This is a genomic window from Mesorhizobium huakuii, assembly GCF_014189455.1.
GTDB classification, from domain to species: domain Bacteria; phylum Pseudomonadota; class Alphaproteobacteria; order Rhizobiales; family Rhizobiaceae; genus Mesorhizobium; species Mesorhizobium huakuii_A.
Window position 1 is genome coordinate 4,297,678 of record NZ_CP050296.1, and the last position, 15,145, is coordinate 4,312,822.

General features: G+C 64.7%; 12 protein-coding genes and 1 pseudogene. 4 read left to right on the forward strand and 9 right to left on the reverse strand.

Translation table 11 applies throughout. From position 1 onward, the window contains the following. Positions 1 to 45: 45 nt before the first annotated feature. The 4 genes from HB778_RS20950 to HB778_RS20965 are packed head-to-tail and all read right to left on the reverse strand — an operon-like array spanning position 46 to position 4,885. Positions 46 to 726, reverse strand: coding sequence for a hypothetical protein (locus HB778_RS20950; protein WP_183456607.1), 681 nt, complete (start codon positions 724 to 726; stop codon positions 46 to 48). A 23-nt stretch (positions 727 to 749) separates the two neighbouring features. Further along, complete coding sequence (locus HB778_RS20955; protein WP_244661549.1) at positions 750 to 2,510, reverse strand: hypothetical protein; 1,761 nt, start codon at positions 2,508 to 2,510, stop codon at positions 750 to 752. Positions 2,511 to 2,521: 11 nt separating this feature from the next. After that, positions 2,522 to 3,814, reverse strand: coding sequence for a hypothetical protein (locus tag HB778_RS20960; protein ID WP_183456609.1), 1,293 nt, complete (start codon positions 3,812 to 3,814; stop codon positions 2,522 to 2,524). A 33-nt stretch (positions 3,815 to 3,847) separates the two neighbouring features. Then, complete coding sequence (locus HB778_RS20965; RefSeq protein ID WP_183456611.1) at positions 3,848 to 4,885, reverse strand: hypothetical protein; 1,038 nt, start codon at positions 4,883 to 4,885, stop codon at positions 3,848 to 3,850. A 607-nt stretch (positions 4,886 to 5,492) separates the two neighbouring features. Here HB778_RS20965 and HB778_RS20970 point away from each other — a divergent pair. The 3 genes from HB778_RS20970 (at position 5,493) to HB778_RS20980 (ending at position 8,150) form a co-directional block, all read left to right on the forward strand. Further along, positions 5,493 to 6,512, forward strand: coding sequence for an isopenicillin N synthase family dioxygenase (locus tag HB778_RS20970; protein ID WP_183456613.1), 1,020 nt, complete (start codon positions 5,493 to 5,495; stop codon positions 6,510 to 6,512). Positions 6,513 to 6,811: 299 nt separating this feature from the next. After that, positions 6,812 to 7,501 (forward strand): SDR family NAD(P)-dependent oxidoreductase, encoded by a 690-nt coding sequence (locus tag HB778_RS20975; RefSeq protein WP_183456615.1) that lies wholly within the window; start codon positions 6,812 to 6,814, stop codon positions 7,499 to 7,501. A gap of 397 nt (positions 7,502 to 7,898) precedes the next feature. Next, positions 7,899 to 8,150, forward strand: a complete 252-nt coding sequence (locus HB778_RS20980) for a DUF768 domain-containing protein (RefSeq protein WP_183456617.1) — start codon at positions 7,899 to 7,901, stop codon at positions 8,148 to 8,150. A 54-nt stretch (positions 8,151 to 8,204) separates the two neighbouring features. Here HB778_RS20980 and HB778_RS20985 read toward each other — a convergent pair whose 3' ends face one another. The 3 genes and pseudogenes from HB778_RS20985 to HB778_RS20995 all read right to left on the reverse strand — a co-directional run bounded on the left by HB778_RS20985 (position 8,205) and on the right by HB778_RS20995 (position 11,917). After that, positions 8,205 to 9,329: a P1 family peptidase gene (locus tag HB778_RS20985; RefSeq protein ID WP_183456619.1), complete on the reverse strand. Its 1,125-nt coding sequence runs from the start codon at positions 9,327 to 9,329 to the stop codon at positions 8,205 to 8,207. Positions 9,330 to 9,331: 2 nt separating this feature from the next. Continuing rightward, positions 9,332 to 10,896 (reverse strand): annotated as a pseudogene (gene xseA, locus HB778_RS20990) (exodeoxyribonuclease VII large subunit). A gap of 64 nt (positions 10,897 to 10,960) precedes the next feature. Further along, positions 10,961 to 11,917 (reverse strand): LysR substrate-binding domain-containing protein, encoded by a 957-nt coding sequence (locus HB778_RS20995; RefSeq protein WP_183456621.1) that lies wholly within the window; start codon positions 11,915 to 11,917, stop codon positions 10,961 to 10,963. A gap of 177 nt (positions 11,918 to 12,094) precedes the next feature. Here HB778_RS20995 and HB778_RS21000 point away from each other — a divergent pair, with 177 nt between their 5' ends. After that, positions 12,095 to 12,385, forward strand: a complete 291-nt coding sequence (locus tag HB778_RS21000) for a DUF1127 domain-containing protein (protein ID WP_183456623.1) — start codon at positions 12,095 to 12,097, stop codon at positions 12,383 to 12,385. A gap of 173 nt (positions 12,386 to 12,558) precedes the next feature. On the opposite strand, the gene HB778_RS21005 is transcribed toward HB778_RS21000, so the two are convergent. Both HB778_RS21005 and HB778_RS21010 read right to left on the reverse strand, forming a co-directional pair. After that, entirely contained in the window at positions 12,559 to 13,581 is a 1,023-nt protein-coding gene (locus HB778_RS21005; RefSeq protein WP_183456625.1) for a DUF937 domain-containing protein, read from the reverse strand. Between the two features lie 87 nt (positions 13,582 to 13,668). Next, a complete protein-coding gene (locus HB778_RS21010; protein WP_183456627.1) occupies positions 13,669 to 15,042 on the reverse strand; it encodes a glutamate--cysteine ligase in 1,374 nt (457 codons plus the stop codon). Between the last annotated feature and the right edge of the window lie 103 nt (positions 15,043 to 15,145).

A 15,145-nucleotide genomic window follows, 5' to 3' on the forward strand; every position in this document is an offset into this window, starting at 1 on the left:
GGCTCATAGTTCTCAGGCACTTTGGGTTCTCAGGCACTTGGGTTCTCAGGCACTTGGCGGCGGTTGCCCGCCGGACGCTACGTCCTGGCTGGCGGCAATCGCATTCATCACGGCTGGCGCGAGGTCGAAGAAGCGCACCAGTTCGCTATCGGTGACGACCGCGGGCAGGCCGCTGCTGAACGTGTTGGCATCGCGAAGGCGCTTGACGAACTCGTTGCGGCGATTTTCCTGCGGTTTGCCCTTCTGGAATGTCACGATGTCCTGCAACGACATGAATTTCGCGTGGTTGAACCAGAGCCCGGCGTTCGTCCGGCCGACGATGTCGCCCGACGTGTCGACAGCGGCGGCATAGAGTGCCGTGACATTGTCCTTGTCGCGCAGGCCAAGCGACTGCACCGTTTCATCCAGCCTGTCGATCGCCTTGCTGATCTCGCCAAGCTTCTTGTCGATGGTGTCGCCATTGGGCTGGTTCTTCAGCGCGGAGGCAATGGTTTCGATCGCGACGGTCAAGCGGTCGAGGGTCTTCGATTGTTCACCGTCGGGGTACCCCTTGATTGCCTTGGCAACGTCGCCGATGGCCTTCTGGGTCCCCTTGCTGCCGCTGTCGACCTTGTCGGTCAACAGATCGATCGACTGCGGCGTCTCGGCCTCCACTTCGAAGCGGGCCTTGACCCCGGCGTGGAACTTGTTGGCCGGGTGGTAGGGAAACGGAATCTTCGCAGCCATTGTCGTGCTCCTCTGCTGCCCACTCAGGCCGACCAGTAGTCGGGACGGTTCTGCCCCATGCTCGCCATTGAGCTTGCGATCGGCGACGGCATCTGGACCGGGCTCGGCAGATTGGTGCCCTGGCCGAACGTATCGGCGAGGATCCGGCGGATCATCCAGCGGATCAGCGACTGGTTGTTGCGGAAATTGAAGACGTTGAAGTCGCATTGCGGGGTCAGCGACCGCACCAGGCGCTCGGTCTGGTCCTCCGCCTGGTAGAAGGTGCGCAACTCACGCACAATCAGCCCTTTCAGGCTCGAATCCCAGGCGCCGGGACCTCCGAACGGGTTGAGCAATTCGCCTGAGATCGTGCCGAGCTTGCTCTTCAGCTTGTCGCTGAATTCGCACAAAAGCACGCCGGGGTTCTGCAACTGGTCGGTCAGCTCCAGCACCGCGTCGACGACGATGCCGACGGCGGTCGCACGCCTCTCCTGTTCGCCGAGGCCGTCCGGATCCGTGCCGACCGCATAGAGGTCGATCGCCCTGTCGAGCAGGAACAGCAGGTAATCCAGCAGCACCTGGCAGCTGATATCGTCGTCGTCGCAGCCGCAGCCGGCGAAGCAGTCGACCTGCTCGAGCAGGAAGCCGCGCGCGATGGTGAGGTTCATCAGGCGGATGGCGCCTTGGTCGGGGCCGCCCGCGCCGTAGAGGCCGTAGACGATGATCGGCGGCCGGGCGACATAGAGCAGCCGCGAGCTGCCCTTGGCGACGAACGCATCGACGAAGAGCTGCAGGCTGGAGACGAATGCCACCAGCGGCGGTGATTCCGGTGGGCCTGAGGTGATCGGCACGTCGATCGGAACCGGGATGCTCTGGCCGAACTGGATCAGGCGCTGGAAGCGGTGGACCAGCATTGCCGATGCGGTCGACAGCTCGCGCAAGCCTTCGACGCTTGCCCCGGTCGACAGGTCGACCAGGTCATCCATCGCCTGCGACAGCGCGTTCTCCTCCAGCAGCGCGCGCAGGTCTGCCTGGCCGCCGGCCTCCAACTGCTGCACCAGATTGCGGTAGGCTTCGATACCGCGTGGCCAGTCTTCCTGGCCAAGCGTGCTTTCAACCGAACCGGTCAGGCTGCGCAGCGCCATGATGACGGCGTTGCGGCGTGCCTGCAGCTCTCCGGCCGCCGAACGCACGATCGAGGTGCTGCGGGTGATGCCGTTGGACGCCAGCCCCTCGCCGATGGCGACAAGAATGAGCCCGGCCAGCACATCGCAGCTTTGGGCAAACCGCCTGAACAGGATGGCGCTGCCGTCGGTGAGCGTGCCGACATAGCGCGCCAGGCGCGAATACTCGCCGAGCTGGCGGCGTGCCGACATGGCACGGTCGTGATTGACCGAATCGAGAGCGAGCCTGGCGGCAGCCAGTCCATCATTGGCGAGCTGCCGGATCGAACGGCCCCAGCCGATCATCTCGATGCGGATGTCCTTCAGTGGCGAGGAGGTCGAAAGCGTCTGCAGGTCGCGTTCGAGATCGTCCTGCGCCTGCGCCATCTCGACGGAGGACGGGCCCGTGTTGCGGGCTTGCGGCACATAGTCGGGCACGCTCGAATAAGGCAGGCCGGCTTGTTCGCGTCGATCCCGGTCTGCTTCCTCGGGATAGAAGTTCAAGAGAGCGTTGGCGATCTGGTCGGGATCGCGCGGGTCACTGACGCGCAGCGTCTTGCGCAGCAGATTGTCCACGGCAACCGTGGCAGGAGACCGAAATTTCGAGACCGGGCTGGCGGCGGCTGTAAATACGTCGACCATGACATCTCACCTCATGCAACGAGTGCGGCTGGGGACGGTTGCGCAGTGGGCCGTCGGTTTGCCTGACGCTGGGCCAGGTTTCTGATGACAAGCTTGGCAATGGCGTCCGGTTCGGCGCCGGCTTCCAGCGCGAAACGGCTGGCCGACACAAGAAAACGTGGCGGCAGGTCGGGCACTTGCCCGGCCGCGATCAGGATTCCGCCGCGGCGGATGCGGGCTTCGTCGGCGCGCGTGAAAGGGATGGCGTCGGCCAGCGCGTGCTGCCCAAGACCCCGGCGCGGCTGGTAGGCAATCTCATCGACCACCGCCGGAATGAGGCGAGGGACCGAAGCAAGCAGAGCCGGAGGCAGCCTGTGGCCGCGCGCCGGATTGTAAAGGCCACGCCAGACGCGTTCGGCGCGCGCCGCCTCGGCGGCAAAGCCCATGCGCCGCAGCATCTCGGTCAGGATCAGAACCCGGATCCAGCCGGTTGGATGCGCCCCGCCGGGGCGGTAGGTGAGGGCACGCGCGCCGGGATGGGCGAGGAACTCCATCATGCCCCAGACCGACGCGGTGCCGCCGAGCAGCAGCGCCGCGAGATCGGCGAAGATTTCCTTATGCCAGCGGCGCAGGATCGTCACCACCAGCGGATCGAATCGCATCGAGGCCAGGCGGTTGGCGACCGCTTGCGCGTTCTCCTGCCACAGACCCATGTCGGCCTGCAGATTGTGGGCGACTTCATGCAGGAAGACCGACTGCCAGGGATTGTCGCGATCCCAGGGAACGCGGATGACCGGGAACGGATTGCTGTCGCCGAGCAACCGGGCAAGTGCGACGCCGCGACGCTGCGTCGCCGGCGAATAGCCATGTTCCATATAGGTCAGCGGCTTCAAGAGGGGACCGCCGAAGACGCCCGGCAGGGCAGCGCGGACGACCGTGTAGCAGTCGAGCGCGATCGCATCATGGGCGGCGAGCGCCGGCGCAAAGCCTGAGCCGCGCTGCGACATGACCTCGAAGAACATGCCGAAGGTCCGGCGCAGCCGATCGATCCTGCGGTCGAGCATGGCCATCTGGGTGAGCGCGGCCTGTGCGGTGGCAGGCGGCCAGCCGCGCTCGATCTCGGCGATATGCCGGCTAATGGCGTTGCCGATGGTCGCCAACCGCTTGTTGGCGGCATGGAAGTGAGCCCGCGACGGCGCATAGGGCAGGTCTTCGGGACGAAGTCCGATGCGCCTCGGTGTCAGGCGGTTGAGGCGCTGTGCGCGCGCTTTCAGCGCCCGCAGCTTGGTGTCCAGGAACCGCCTGGTCGAAGAACCCGTGCGCATCGCCGCGATCCTTCTTGTTGCACCGACAGGGTTTCAGTTGGGCCGGATGGTGATGCTGACCGGACCGCGGATGACGATACGCCGCCGGCGCCCGTGATTTGGGCCATATCCGCCTGGCCAACCGCCGGCAGTCCGTCCCAATGCCCGCCCGGCGATACGCGCCAGGTTGCGTCCCGGAGCCATGCCGGCGCGAACCGCCGCCGCGGTGCGGCGCACGATCTGGCGCCCTCGCTGCAAGGGCCGCGTCAGCTGCCGGCGCAGACCTTGCCCGCGCGCCGCGACACGACGCGCGGTGCGTGCCAGAACCAGCGGCCGGACCGATGCCGGGGTGCGGCGCGTGACGGCGGTACGGCGGACGCTGCTGGCGATGCGCGGCAGAGCGCGGATCGCGGTCGGCCCGCCACGGTTGACGAGCTGGGTGGCGGCCCTGCGCACGGTGCGAACTGCCTGGGTGCGTACGGCCGCGGGCATGCGTGCGGCCACCGGGCCAAGCACGCGTCGCGTCGCAAGCGCGGCCACCACGGGGATGGCGGCACGATTGCGCACAGCGAGCTCGGCGAAGGCGTCGAGCGCCTCGTCCTCGGAAGCCTCGTCCGCCATCAACTGGCCGACGACATTGGCGACGCCGCCAACCGCGGTGCCGACGCCGGGAATAAGGCTGGCGACCGGCGCTACGGCGCGGGCGATGCGGCCGATTGTGGGAGCCGCACGCCGGACCGTGCGCACGACGCCGCGAATGCCTCGGGCGATGCGGCGGAAGAACTCGTCGCTGTCTTCAGCCGCAAGCGCGTAGCTCATGGCCTCGTCCCAGGCATCGTCGTCGGACTCATCGCCTTCATCGAAGCCATCGCCTTCGTCGAACTCGTCACCGGCATCGAATTCGTCGCCGGCGTCCATCTCGTCGAAGCCGGAGGCCTCGAATTCGTCGCCTTCGTCGAACTCGTCGCCTTCGTCGGCCTCATCGAAGCCATCGCCCTCGTCCATTTCGTCGAATTCGTCGTAGCTGTCGGCAGGGCCTTCCGCTTCATCAAAGGCAAGGTCGTCGAACATCGATTCGTCATACCCGTCCATCTCGAGATCTCCTCTTGAGCGATCGGCCCCTCAGGGGAGCGGGACCAAAGCGATTAACGCCGGCCGGAATAGTCGCCCTCAAGGCAATAGCTCTCAAGTCGGCAGGAACGGGTAGCTGAAAGGTGGTCGCCAATATCAGCGACTGTTCAGTCATCTGATTTTGTGCGCAATCATAATTATACTACGAATATTATTTTATATTTATTTTCGCAGTGTTTGATGAAAGGGGCGGATAGCTGCCGTGATGTGGCCAATAAAATCGCGGGCGACTCGCAAGATTTCGCTCGTCGGCATTGGATTTGCCGGCTGAAATGACGGTCATGTACCGAAGCAGCACGCCGGTGCGAGACAAGGCGGCCCCGCTCCGCCTGAATTCTCCTGAATGGATCGCGATCGTCATCCGCTTGCCCCTGTGAATGGAAAAATTGTTCGTCACGGCCGCGACGAAGGGCCGATCGTTTCTTTCCCGGCAAGCTGAAGTCGATGAGACTTGCGCGCGTTGATGGCGGCTATGGTCGCTGAAATGTGCCCGGATGTTCAATCGACTGGGTTTTTCGGGTGGCGGTTTCAAGCAACGCCTCGGAAAGCGCTGGGAAAGGAGCTTGATATGCCCAGAATAGTGCCTGTGCTCGATCTGAGCCGTCTTGAACAAGGCGCGTCGGAGCGCCGGACATTTCTGGCCGACTTGCGTTCCGCTTCGCGCGACATCGGCTTTTTCTATCTGGCCGGACATGGCATCTCCTGGGCGGAGATCAGCGAGGTCCTCACCGCATCGCGCCAGTTCTTTGCCTTGCCGGAGGCCGACAAGCTGGCAATCGAGATGGTCAAGTCCTCGCAGTTTCGCGGCTACACCCGCGCCGGCGGCGAACTGACCAAGGGCAAGGAGGACTGGCGCGAACAGCTCGACGTCGGCGTCGAGCGGCAGGCAATCGCGCAAGGGCCGGGAGTTCCCGCCTGGACGCGGCTGCAAGGACCGAACCAGTGGCCCGCGGCGCTGCCGGATCTCAAACCGGCGCTGCTTGCCTGGCAGAGCAAGGTGACGGCCGTGGCGATCCGGCTGCTGAAGGCTTTCGCGCAATCGCTCGATCAGCCCGAGGATGCGTTCGACCCGATCTACAGCAGCGAGCCCAACCATCGCATGAAGATCGTGCGCTACCCCGGCCGCGATGCGACCGGCGGCGATCAGGGTGTCGGCGCGCACAAGGATGGCGGTTTTCTGACGCTGCTGCTCCAGGATGACAACAAGGGGCTGCAGGTCGACTATGATGGGACCTGGGTCGATGTAGATCCCATTCCCGGCACGCTCGTCGTCAACATCGGCGAATTGCTCGAACTGGCCTCCAACGGCTATTTGCGCGCGACCGTGCATCGCGTCGTGACGCCGCCCGCCGGCGTCGAGCGCATTTCGGTGCCGTTCTTCTTCAGCGCCAGGCTCGATGCGACGATCCCGCTGCTTGGCCTTTCCGAGGAATTGGCGGCGCAGGCGCGCGGGCCGTCCAGCGATCCGGACAATCCGCTGTTTCGCGATGTCGGAAGCAATGTGCTGAAAAGCCGGCTGCGCTCGCATCCCGACGTCGCGCGCCGCCATTATGCGGATCTGCTCGAAGGGGAAAGCCGGGTTGGCTGAGCTTGCTGGCGAAGAAAGGACAGGATTTTCGCCATTCTGGCTGATCTTTAGAAAAACGTTCGTCGTATCCGTTTGGGAATCGGTCCAAAAGAGAAAAATCTGGTCGGTGTTTTCCTCCCATTTCGCCGAACGGTGTTCCCCTCTGAAGGTTATCACCTTCTTTTTGGCCGGGCCGTTTTCGCGCCCGGCCTTTTTCTTGGCGTCTTGCGCGTTGCCGTCGCCATGCTGATCCGGCAAGTTTCAATACAGCTCATTCGCCGACCATCGACCGCAGTCCCGTGGAAAGAAGGAGAGATCTCATGACATCCAATGTCGCAATCATCGCCGGTGCGGGCTCCGGCTTGAGCGCCTCGCTGGCGCGCCTCCTCGCAAAGGAAGGGTTCAGCGTCGTTCTGGCCGCCCGCAACATTGAGAAGCTCGGTGCATTGCAGGCTGAGACCGGCGCGCAGGCCGTGGCGATTGATGTCTCCGATCCCGCGTCGGTGGAGCACCTGTTCGATGTCGCCGACACGGCCGGTCCGCTCTCGCTGGTGATTTTCAACGCCAGCGGACGCGCCCGCGGACCGATAGCCGAACTCGATCCCGAGGCGGTCCGGCAGGCTTTGCTGGTTGGTGCCTATGGTGGGTTCCTGGTCGGCCAGCAGGCAGCCCGCCGGCTGGTGGCTCTGGGTTCGGGTTCAATCCTCTTCACCGGCGCGACGGCCAGCGTGAAGGGGTTCGCCGGCTCCGCCGGCTTTGCGATGCCGAAATTCGGCTTGCGCGGACTGGCCCAGTCCATGGCCCGTGAACTGGCGCCGAAGAACATCCACGTCGCGCATTTCATCATCGATGGCGCCATTGCGTCGGCCGCGTCCGCTGGGGATTCCGATACGCAGGATCGCCGGCTGTCGCCGGACGCGATCGCCGAAGCCTATCTCTCCATCCATCGCCAGCACCGCAGCGCCTGGACCTGGGAAATGGAGCTCAGGCCTTGGGTCGAGACCTTCTGATGGGGTGCGCGGGGTGCGACTTTGGTGCAAGCTATGGGCACGGTTGGGAGGAGTCGACATTGGATGAGGATATCACTATATAGCGGCGGCTTCGCTGGCTCGCGCCTCGAGGCGCAACGTCAAAAGGCGGCTGTGGCGACAGCCATTGAGACTAAGAAACGGACTGAAAGCCGTAACAGGTAGAAGCAATTGCTCGGAGCGGGCCAAATCCCGCCAACGGTACAGTCCTTCAGAATCAGAAAATGTTCTTAACCCCTCGATTTCCTTCGGCTCTGTGGACCTTGGACGGCATTGACTTGCCGGGCGGCCGCGACTCGGTTGGAATGGCAGGATGCATCCTTTGCGGGATGACGACGTTTATGATTACCAACCGGCTTTGCCGCCAGGGAACAGCAGTATGAGTGAACACGCGATCGAGTTCTTACGGGGATGGATCGGCGAAAAGGTCCATTGCCAGTCCCAGTCCAGGATCGACAAGCAGGCTGAGACATTGGCCAGGGAATGCGCCGCCAAGGCGGCCGAGGTCGGCATCCCGCTGGAGGACATCCAGGAAGAGGTCGGCGACATCCAGGAACTCATTGCTTCCCGGCTCGAGGAAGCCGCTGAGGCCGACGAGCACCAGCAGGCGGCCAACAAGGCTGCGGAATAGATTTTAACGGCCATTCTGTCTGAATGCGCGGGCCCTTCGGCCCGCGATTTCGTCTCAGCCTCGGCCAAACCTCTCTTTCAACCATGCCTTCGGCAGTGCCGGCACGAAATTGCCGTCGCGTCCGGTCATGTCGTCATTGGCGGTCAGGGCGTTGAGGATCGATTCCTCCACCGCCTGGATCACGGCATCGAAAAACGGATCGATGTCTGTATCGGGAATGAAATCGGCATTGGCAATCCGGCCCGACGGCGCCAGTGCGGCGGCAGGATTGGCTGTCGAGAAGGCGAGAAAGATATCGCCCGAGCTGTGATAGCCGAGGCCGCCGGTCATGGCGACGCCGAGCGGCACGCGGCGGGCCAGCCGCTTCATCTGGTGCGGCAGGAACGGCGCATCGGTGGCGATGACGGCGATGATCGAGCCCTTTTCGGCGCGCGGCGTGCCTTCTCGGATCGCTGGCTCGATGAGTTCCGGCCCGGCACGCAGGCCGCGAAGGGTAAAATTGCGCCGCTTGCCGAAATTCGACTGCACGAAAGCGCCGACCGTATAGGAATGTCCCTGCCATGCGACGGTGCGCGACGCCGTGCCCGACCCGGCCTTAAAGCCGAAGGTGATCATGCCGGTGCCGCCGCCGACGCTGCCTTCCTCGATCGGGCCGCTGGTTGCGCCGTCAAGGGCTTCGGCCACGTGTTCAAAGGTCAAGTGGTGACCGTTTATGTCGTTGAGGAAGCCGTCATAGGTCTCCCCCGCCACCGGCAGGCCCCAGGCGCTGTCGACCGCGGCCGGCAGCACTTGGCTCATCCAGCGCAGCGTACCGTCGCGGGAAACGCCGCAGGAATGCGTGTTGGTGATGGTGATCGGGAAGTTGAAGGCGCCGGTTTCCTCGACGATGTGCGAACCGGTCAGCTCGCCATTGCCGTTCTGGCTGAAAATGCCGGCGAAGACCGGCGTGGCCAGGTCGGCGAGCGGTCTGGGCAGGATCGCCGTGACACCGGTGCGCACCGGCCCTTTGCCGACGATGAGCGGCCCGTCGCCTGAAATCAACGTCGCATAGCCGACCGCGACGCCGGACACGTCGGTGATGGCGTTGAACGGCCCGGGCGTTCCGTCGAAGCCGATGCCGAAGCTTCGCGCGCGCAGCTTGCCGCTGGGCGTTGCCAGATGGTGCGGATTGTCGGCCATGGTCAGAACAGCGATCCCTGATTGCCGGGCTCTTTCGCCTTGGCCGCCGGCCTGGCAGCCGGTTTTGGTCGCGCCGCCCCACTGGTGGCCACGGCATCCGCCGTCCCGTCGGCGAACTCCAGCGAAAGCGCCATCCCCGATGCCACGTCGGCCGCCTGCTTGATGACGGTGCCGTCGGCATCCTTCACCAGCGCAAAGCCGCGCGCGAGCACGGCCTTGTGCGACAGCGTGGTCAACAGGCGTTCGGCCTGGCTCAACTGGCCGCGCAGGCGTTCGAGCCGCAGCGAGATGACCCGGTCCTGCCGCCTGGCGAGCGCCGCCAGCGTGTCGGCCTGCAGTTTCTGCCGGCGTGCGATCGGCGCCGGCGACAGCCGCGTCGAGGTGCGTGCAAAACGCGCCCGCCGTTCGCGCACAATGGCGAAGAACGCCGCCTGCGCCCGGGCGAGGTCACGGCCGGTCAGCGTGCGTGCCTCGTTGATGCGCCGCGACAGCGTGGCCGGCGTCAGCCTTTGGCCCTGGAGCCGTGCCCGCTTGCGATCGACGCTGACGGACAGGCCGCGCCGAGCCTCGATGTCGCCTCGTCAAGGCGTCGGCGCGGCAGCGCCAGCAATTGATCGGGCGAGGGCAGTGCGCGCGCCGCCGCCCGGGCAGACTGGCGCTTGCGTTCGAAATTGCGTGAGATGGCCGCCTTGAGCCGCGCGCCAAGGCTGGCCAGCGTCGCTTCGAGGTCGGCCTTCACCGGCACCGCGATTTCAGCCGCACCCGTTGGCGTCGGCGCCCGCACATCCGCGACGAGGTCGATCAGCGTCCAATCGGTCTCGTGGCCGACGGCCGAGATCACCGGAATGCCGGAGGCGGCAACGGCGCGGGCCAGCGCTTCGTCGTTGAAGCCCCACAGATCCTCAAGGCTGCCGCCGCCACGCGCGACGATCAAGAGATCGGGGCGCTGGATGGGGTCATCCCAGGCCAGCGCGTTGAAGCCGTTGACGGCGTTGGTCACTTCCACGCCCGATGTCTCGCCCTGCACGCGCACGGGCCAGACCAGCACATGCAGCGGAAAGCGGTCCTTGATGCGGTGGATGATGTCGCGGATGACGGAGCCGGTCGGCGAGGTGACGACGCCGATGACGCGCGGCATGAACGGCAGCCGGCGCTTGCGGCCGGCATCGAAAAGCCCTTCGGCCTGCAGCCGGCGCTTGCGCTCTTCCAGCAGCGCCATCAGTGCGCCTGCGCCGGCAGGCTCCAGATTGTCGATGACGATCTGGTAGTTGGATTTGCCGGGATAGGTGGTGAGCTTGCCGGTGGCGATCACCTCCATCCCTTCCTCGGGGCGGAATTTCAGCCGGCTCATCGTGCCTTTCCACACCACCGCGTCGAGCCGGGCGCGGTCGTCCTTCAGCGCGAAATAGGCATGGCCGGAGGAATGCGGGCCGCGGTAGCCCGAGATTTCGCCGCGCACCCGCACATTGCCGAAGACGTCCTCGACCGTGCGCTTCAGCGCGCCGGAAATTTCGCTCACCGTGTATTCGGTGGCGTTGGTGCGTGATTCGGATGCTGCTTCGCTCATTGGCCGATTGGGGGCTGGTTGGCGCCCCGCGTCAAGGCGCCCGCGTCAAGGCGCCACGATCTTCCTACCAGCCCGGCAGGATCTGGTTTGCCTTGGTTCGCCTGATCTTGGCATAGGCAAGTGCAGCGAAATCGAACGTCCCGGTCTCTTCGACGAGCGGCACCGAGATGTTGTCCAGGCTCTCCGAAATATGGCGGGCCAGCGCATCGACGATCTCCGGCCGCGAGGTCTGGCCGCGCATGATGCCGATGCGGCAGTCGGGCAGGGTGCCGAAGCCGTCGGCTTCGCCCAGCACCCGCATGCCGGGCCTGAGCGCGCATTCCGGCAGCACCGAGATCGCCAGGCCCGAAAGCACGGCTGCGGTGATGACGGTCGCCGAGAAGCTGGTGAACAGGATGCGATAGTCGCGGTTCTGCTGGTCCAGCACATCGACGGCGGCGCGCCGCCAGATGCAATTCGGCCGGCCAAAGGCCATCGGCAGCGTTTCCTGTTCATGCGTGGCATGGTTGGCCGAGGTGACCCACAGCAGCGGTTCGCGCCGCACCACTTCCGACTGGCCGCGCACATCATTGTGCGTCACCAGCGCCAGGTCGAGATTGCCGCGCTTGATGTGCTCGACCAGGCCCGGCGTCGGCTCGCAGATGACGGTCAGTTCGACGCGTGGGTTGGAGCGCGTGAAGCGCGCCATGATCTCGGGCAGGAAACGGTCGGCATAGTCGTCCGGCGTGCCGATGCGGATCGTGCCTTCGAGCCGCTGGTCGTCGAAGGCGGCGAGCGTTTCGCGGTTGAGGTAGAGCAGCCGCCTTGCGTAGGACAGCAGCTTGTCGCCTTCCTCGGTCAGTTTGTTGGTGCGGCCCTCCTTCTCGAACAGCGGCTTGCCGATACGCTCCTCCAGCCGGCGCATCTGCATCGACACCGCCGACTGGGTGCGGTGCACCTCTTCGGCTGCTCGCGTGAAGCTGCCGGTGTCGGCAATCGAGATGAAGGTTTGCAACTGATCGAGATCGAGCGGCGCTTTCATCGGCGTGATCCATCACTAGTGTTGATGGCAAAGATTAAAAACATTCGTTGGATTAATCAATCGGGCGATGGCAAATTGCTGACATCCACATGAAGGCATGTGAATCGAAGCCGGAACGGCCGCTGTCGCCAGCGTCTGTTGCTTGGTTTCGTCCGCTCGACTCCGAAGGAGACTGCCATGACCACGATCGATTTCGCCACCGAGACCTCGCGCATCACTTCGCGTCCGGCCGTTGCGATGCGCGTGGCCAATACCGTCTTCAATTTCTACCGCGCCTGGAAAAACCGTCGCGCCTTCTACCGCCTTGGCGAGATGTCGGACGCTGAACTCGCCGATATCGGCCTGACGCGCGCCGACCTGCATGTCGCCATCGACGTGCCGTTCGGCCGCGACCCGACGGCGATGCTGCGCGAAATCGCCAGCGATCGCGTGGAAACGGTCGAGGACATCGCCCGCAAGGTGGCTTGATCTGCTGAATTTCGGTCCTGTTGAACCTTTTTTGGGTTCAGCGCGACCAAGGATTATGCAGGCTCCCCACTCCCTGCCGGTTCCCCGCCGGCCTGCCTGCACGTTGCCCGGTCCTCCCAAGGGACCGGGCTTTTCTTTTCTGGCTTGCTCAGAAAGGGCCGTAGGTTTGGCGCCTACCGCCGGTCCATGTCCCGCTTGAACTGGTCGAAGATGGTTTCCACGCCCTTCTGGTAGTCGTCACGCTGCTGGGCGCCGGTCTCGAACATCTTGCCGAACAGATCGTCGAACGGGTTTCTTGGCCTGCCGCTCGGATTGGTCTGCGGCTGCGGTGCCTGACGCTGCTGCGGTGCCTGAGGTTGCGGTGCCGGCTGCCCGCCAGGCATGCCGAAACCACCTCCACCACCTCCGCGCAGCATCTCTTCGAAGATTTTCCCTAGCGGGTTGTCGCCATAGGGGCTCTGCGTCTGCTGGGGTTGCGGCTGCGCCCGGCCTTGCGGCTGCGGCGCGCCGCCGCCGAACATGTCCTGCAGCACCTTCCCCAACGGATTGTCGCCATAGGGGTTGGGCGCCGGCTGCGGTTGGCTCTGCGGTTGCGGCGTGCCGCCGCCGAACATGTCCTGCAAGACTTTGCCAAGCGGATTGTCCATCGGGGTCTGCGGCGCCTGGCGCTGTTGCGGAGCCGGGGCCTGCATGCCGCCGCCTTGCCGCATCATCTGCTCGATGATCTCGCCAAGCGGATTGTTGCCGCCGCCAAAACCGCCGGCGGCCTGCATCTGATTTGTCGTCTGCTTGAACAGTCCGCCCATCACCATCGAGGCGATGGCAGGCAGCATCTGCTGCAGGATCTGCTGGCTGACGCCGCTCGCTTGCGCCGCCTGGCTGGCCACGGCGCGCGACAGCTCCTTCGAACCGAACAGGTGTCCCAGAATGCCATTGCCCTCATCGACGCCTTGCGGCGAGAAGGCACGGGTCGCATCCTCGAAATATTTGGCGTGCTGGCCGCTTGCCATCGCCGTCATGAAGGCGCCGAGCCCGTAAGGATCGGCGGTGTTGCGTTGCAACCCCTGCGAAAAGGCCGGCAGCAGGGCGGCGACGGCAGCCTGTGTCTGCTGCATCGAAAGCCCGTATTGCTGGGCAAGCGCCTGCATGCCGTTGCCATTCTGCGCCTGCGCCAGCATGTCGAACAAGGTAGGCATCGGCTTCTCCTCCTGAATTCCTCGGAAGAGAGCCTAATTCGTTTCAACGTTCGATTGAAGCGGCTTTTGCCCGCGACGGCTCGCGGGTCAATACGCGTATTCCATGAACACCGGCTCGATCGAGCCGCCCCAGCGCGTGTGGTAGGCCGAAAGCATCTCTTCGGCGCTGGTCGTGCCGCGCGCAACCACCTCGTCCAAAGTGTTGAGGAACGAGGTCTCGTCATAGCCGTCGCGGTTCTTCTTGCCGCGGTTCTTCAGCCCGGTGCGCGAAATGGCCAGCACATCGCGCGCGATCTCGCGCAGCGTGGTGTTGCGGAAGGGTGCTGCAATGCCGAGTTCCGGCACGGCGTTGCGCATGGCCAGCACTTCCGTGTAGGTCCAGCTCGCGGTCAATGCCTCGGCCGCATCGAGTGCCGCCTCGTCGTAGAGCAGCCCGACCCAGAAGGCCGGCAGCGCGCAGATGCGCCGCCACGGTCCGCCGTCGGCGCCGCGCATTTCCAGGAAACGCTTCAGCCGCACGTCGGGGAACAGCGTCGACAAATGGTTCGCCCAGTCGCCCATCGTCGGCAGGCCGTCGGGCACTTCGCCGCGCGCGGCACCGGCCATGAACTGGCGGAAGGTGATGTGCGTCATGTCGTGATAGTGGCCGTCGCGAATGACGAAATACATTGGCACGTCGAGCGCCCATTCGACATAGTCGGCGAAACCGAAATCGGGCGAGAAGCAGAATTCGAGCAGGCCTGAGCGCTGGTTGTCGGTGTCGCGCCAGATGTCGCCGCGCCAGCTCTGCAAGCCGTTCGGGTGGCTCTCGGTGAAGGGCGAGTTGGCGAACAGCGCCGTCGACAGCGGCTGCAGCTTCAGCGACACCTGCATCTTGCGGCGCATGTCGGCCTCGCTCTCGAAGTCGAGATTCACCTGGATCGTGCAGGTGCGGTACATCATGTCGAGGCCCTTGGTGCCGACCTTGGGCATGTAGCGCGTCATGATCTCGTAGCGCGACTTGGGCATTTTCGGCGTTTCGGCCAGCGACCATTTCGGGCTGCCGCCGAGGCCGAGGAAGCGGATGCCCATCGGCTCGGCGATCTCGCGCACCTGCGCCAGATGCGCATTGCCCTCGCGGCAGGTCTGATGGATCGTCTCCAGCGGCGCCCCGGAAAGCTCGAACTGGCCGCCTGGCTCCAGCGAAATCGCGCCCTGGCCGGTCGGCTCGACCAGGCCGATGATGCGGCCGTCGTCGATGATCGGGTCCCAGCCGAGTTTGTGCTGCATGCCCTCGAGGATGGCGCGGATGCCGCGCTCGCCGCCATAGGGCACGGGCGCGTTGCCGTCGACATAGAAGGGGAACTTCTCGTGCTCGGTGCCGATGCGCCATTTGTCGCGCGGCTTGTTGCCTTCGGCCAGGTGCTCGACGAGTTCGTCGATGTCTTCGATCGGCCGGAAATCGGTTGTGTCGCGCGCCATGGTTCAGCCCTCAGAGGCGGTCGGGCGACCGCCGGCGGTAAATGGACGAAATGTCAGCAGCCGATCAAGCGAAAAATCCTGAGCCACAGGTCAAGAGGAATTG

Coding starts and splice junctions, on each gene's coding strand:
- HB778_RS21005 (WP_183456625.1), bottom strand. CDS start 13,581: ATGCCTACCTTGTTCGACATGCTGGCGCAGGCGCAGAATGGCAACGGC.
- HB778_RS20965 (WP_183456611.1), bottom strand. CDS start 4,885: ATGGACGGGTATGACGAATCGATGTTCGACGACCTTGCCTTTGATGAA.
- HB778_RS20995 (WP_183456621.1), bottom strand. CDS start 11,917: ATGAAAGCGCCGCTCGATCTCGATCAGTTGCAAACCTTCATCTCGATT.
- HB778_RS20960 (WP_183456609.1), bottom strand. CDS start 3,814: ATGCGCACGGGTTCTTCGACCAGGCGGTTCCTGGACACCAAGCTGCGG.
- HB778_RS20950 (WP_183456607.1), bottom strand. CDS start 726: ATGGCTGCGAAGATTCCGTTTCCCTACCACCCGGCCAACAAGTTCCAC.
- HB778_RS20975 (WP_183456615.1), top strand. CDS start 6,812: ATGACATCCAATGTCGCAATCATCGCCGGTGCGGGCTCCGGCTTGAGC.
- HB778_RS20985 (WP_183456619.1), bottom strand. CDS start 9,329: ATGGCCGACAATCCGCACCATCTGGCAACGCCCAGCGGCAAGCTGCGC.
- HB778_RS20970 (WP_183456613.1), top strand. CDS start 5,493: ATGCCCAGAATAGTGCCTGTGCTCGATCTGAGCCGTCTTGAACAAGGC.
- HB778_RS21010 (WP_183456627.1), bottom strand. CDS start 15,042: ATGGCGCGCGACACAACCGATTTCCGGCCGATCGAAGACATCGACGAA.
- HB778_RS20980 (WP_183456617.1), top strand. CDS start 7,899: ATGAGTGAACACGCGATCGAGTTCTTACGGGGATGGATCGGCGAAAAG.
- HB778_RS21000 (WP_183456623.1), top strand. CDS start 12,095: ATGACCACGATCGATTTCGCCACCGAGACCTCGCGCATCACTTCGCGT.
- HB778_RS20955 (WP_244661549.1), bottom strand. CDS start 2,510: ATGGTCGACGTATTTACAGCCGCCGCCAGCCCGGTCTCGAAATTTCGG.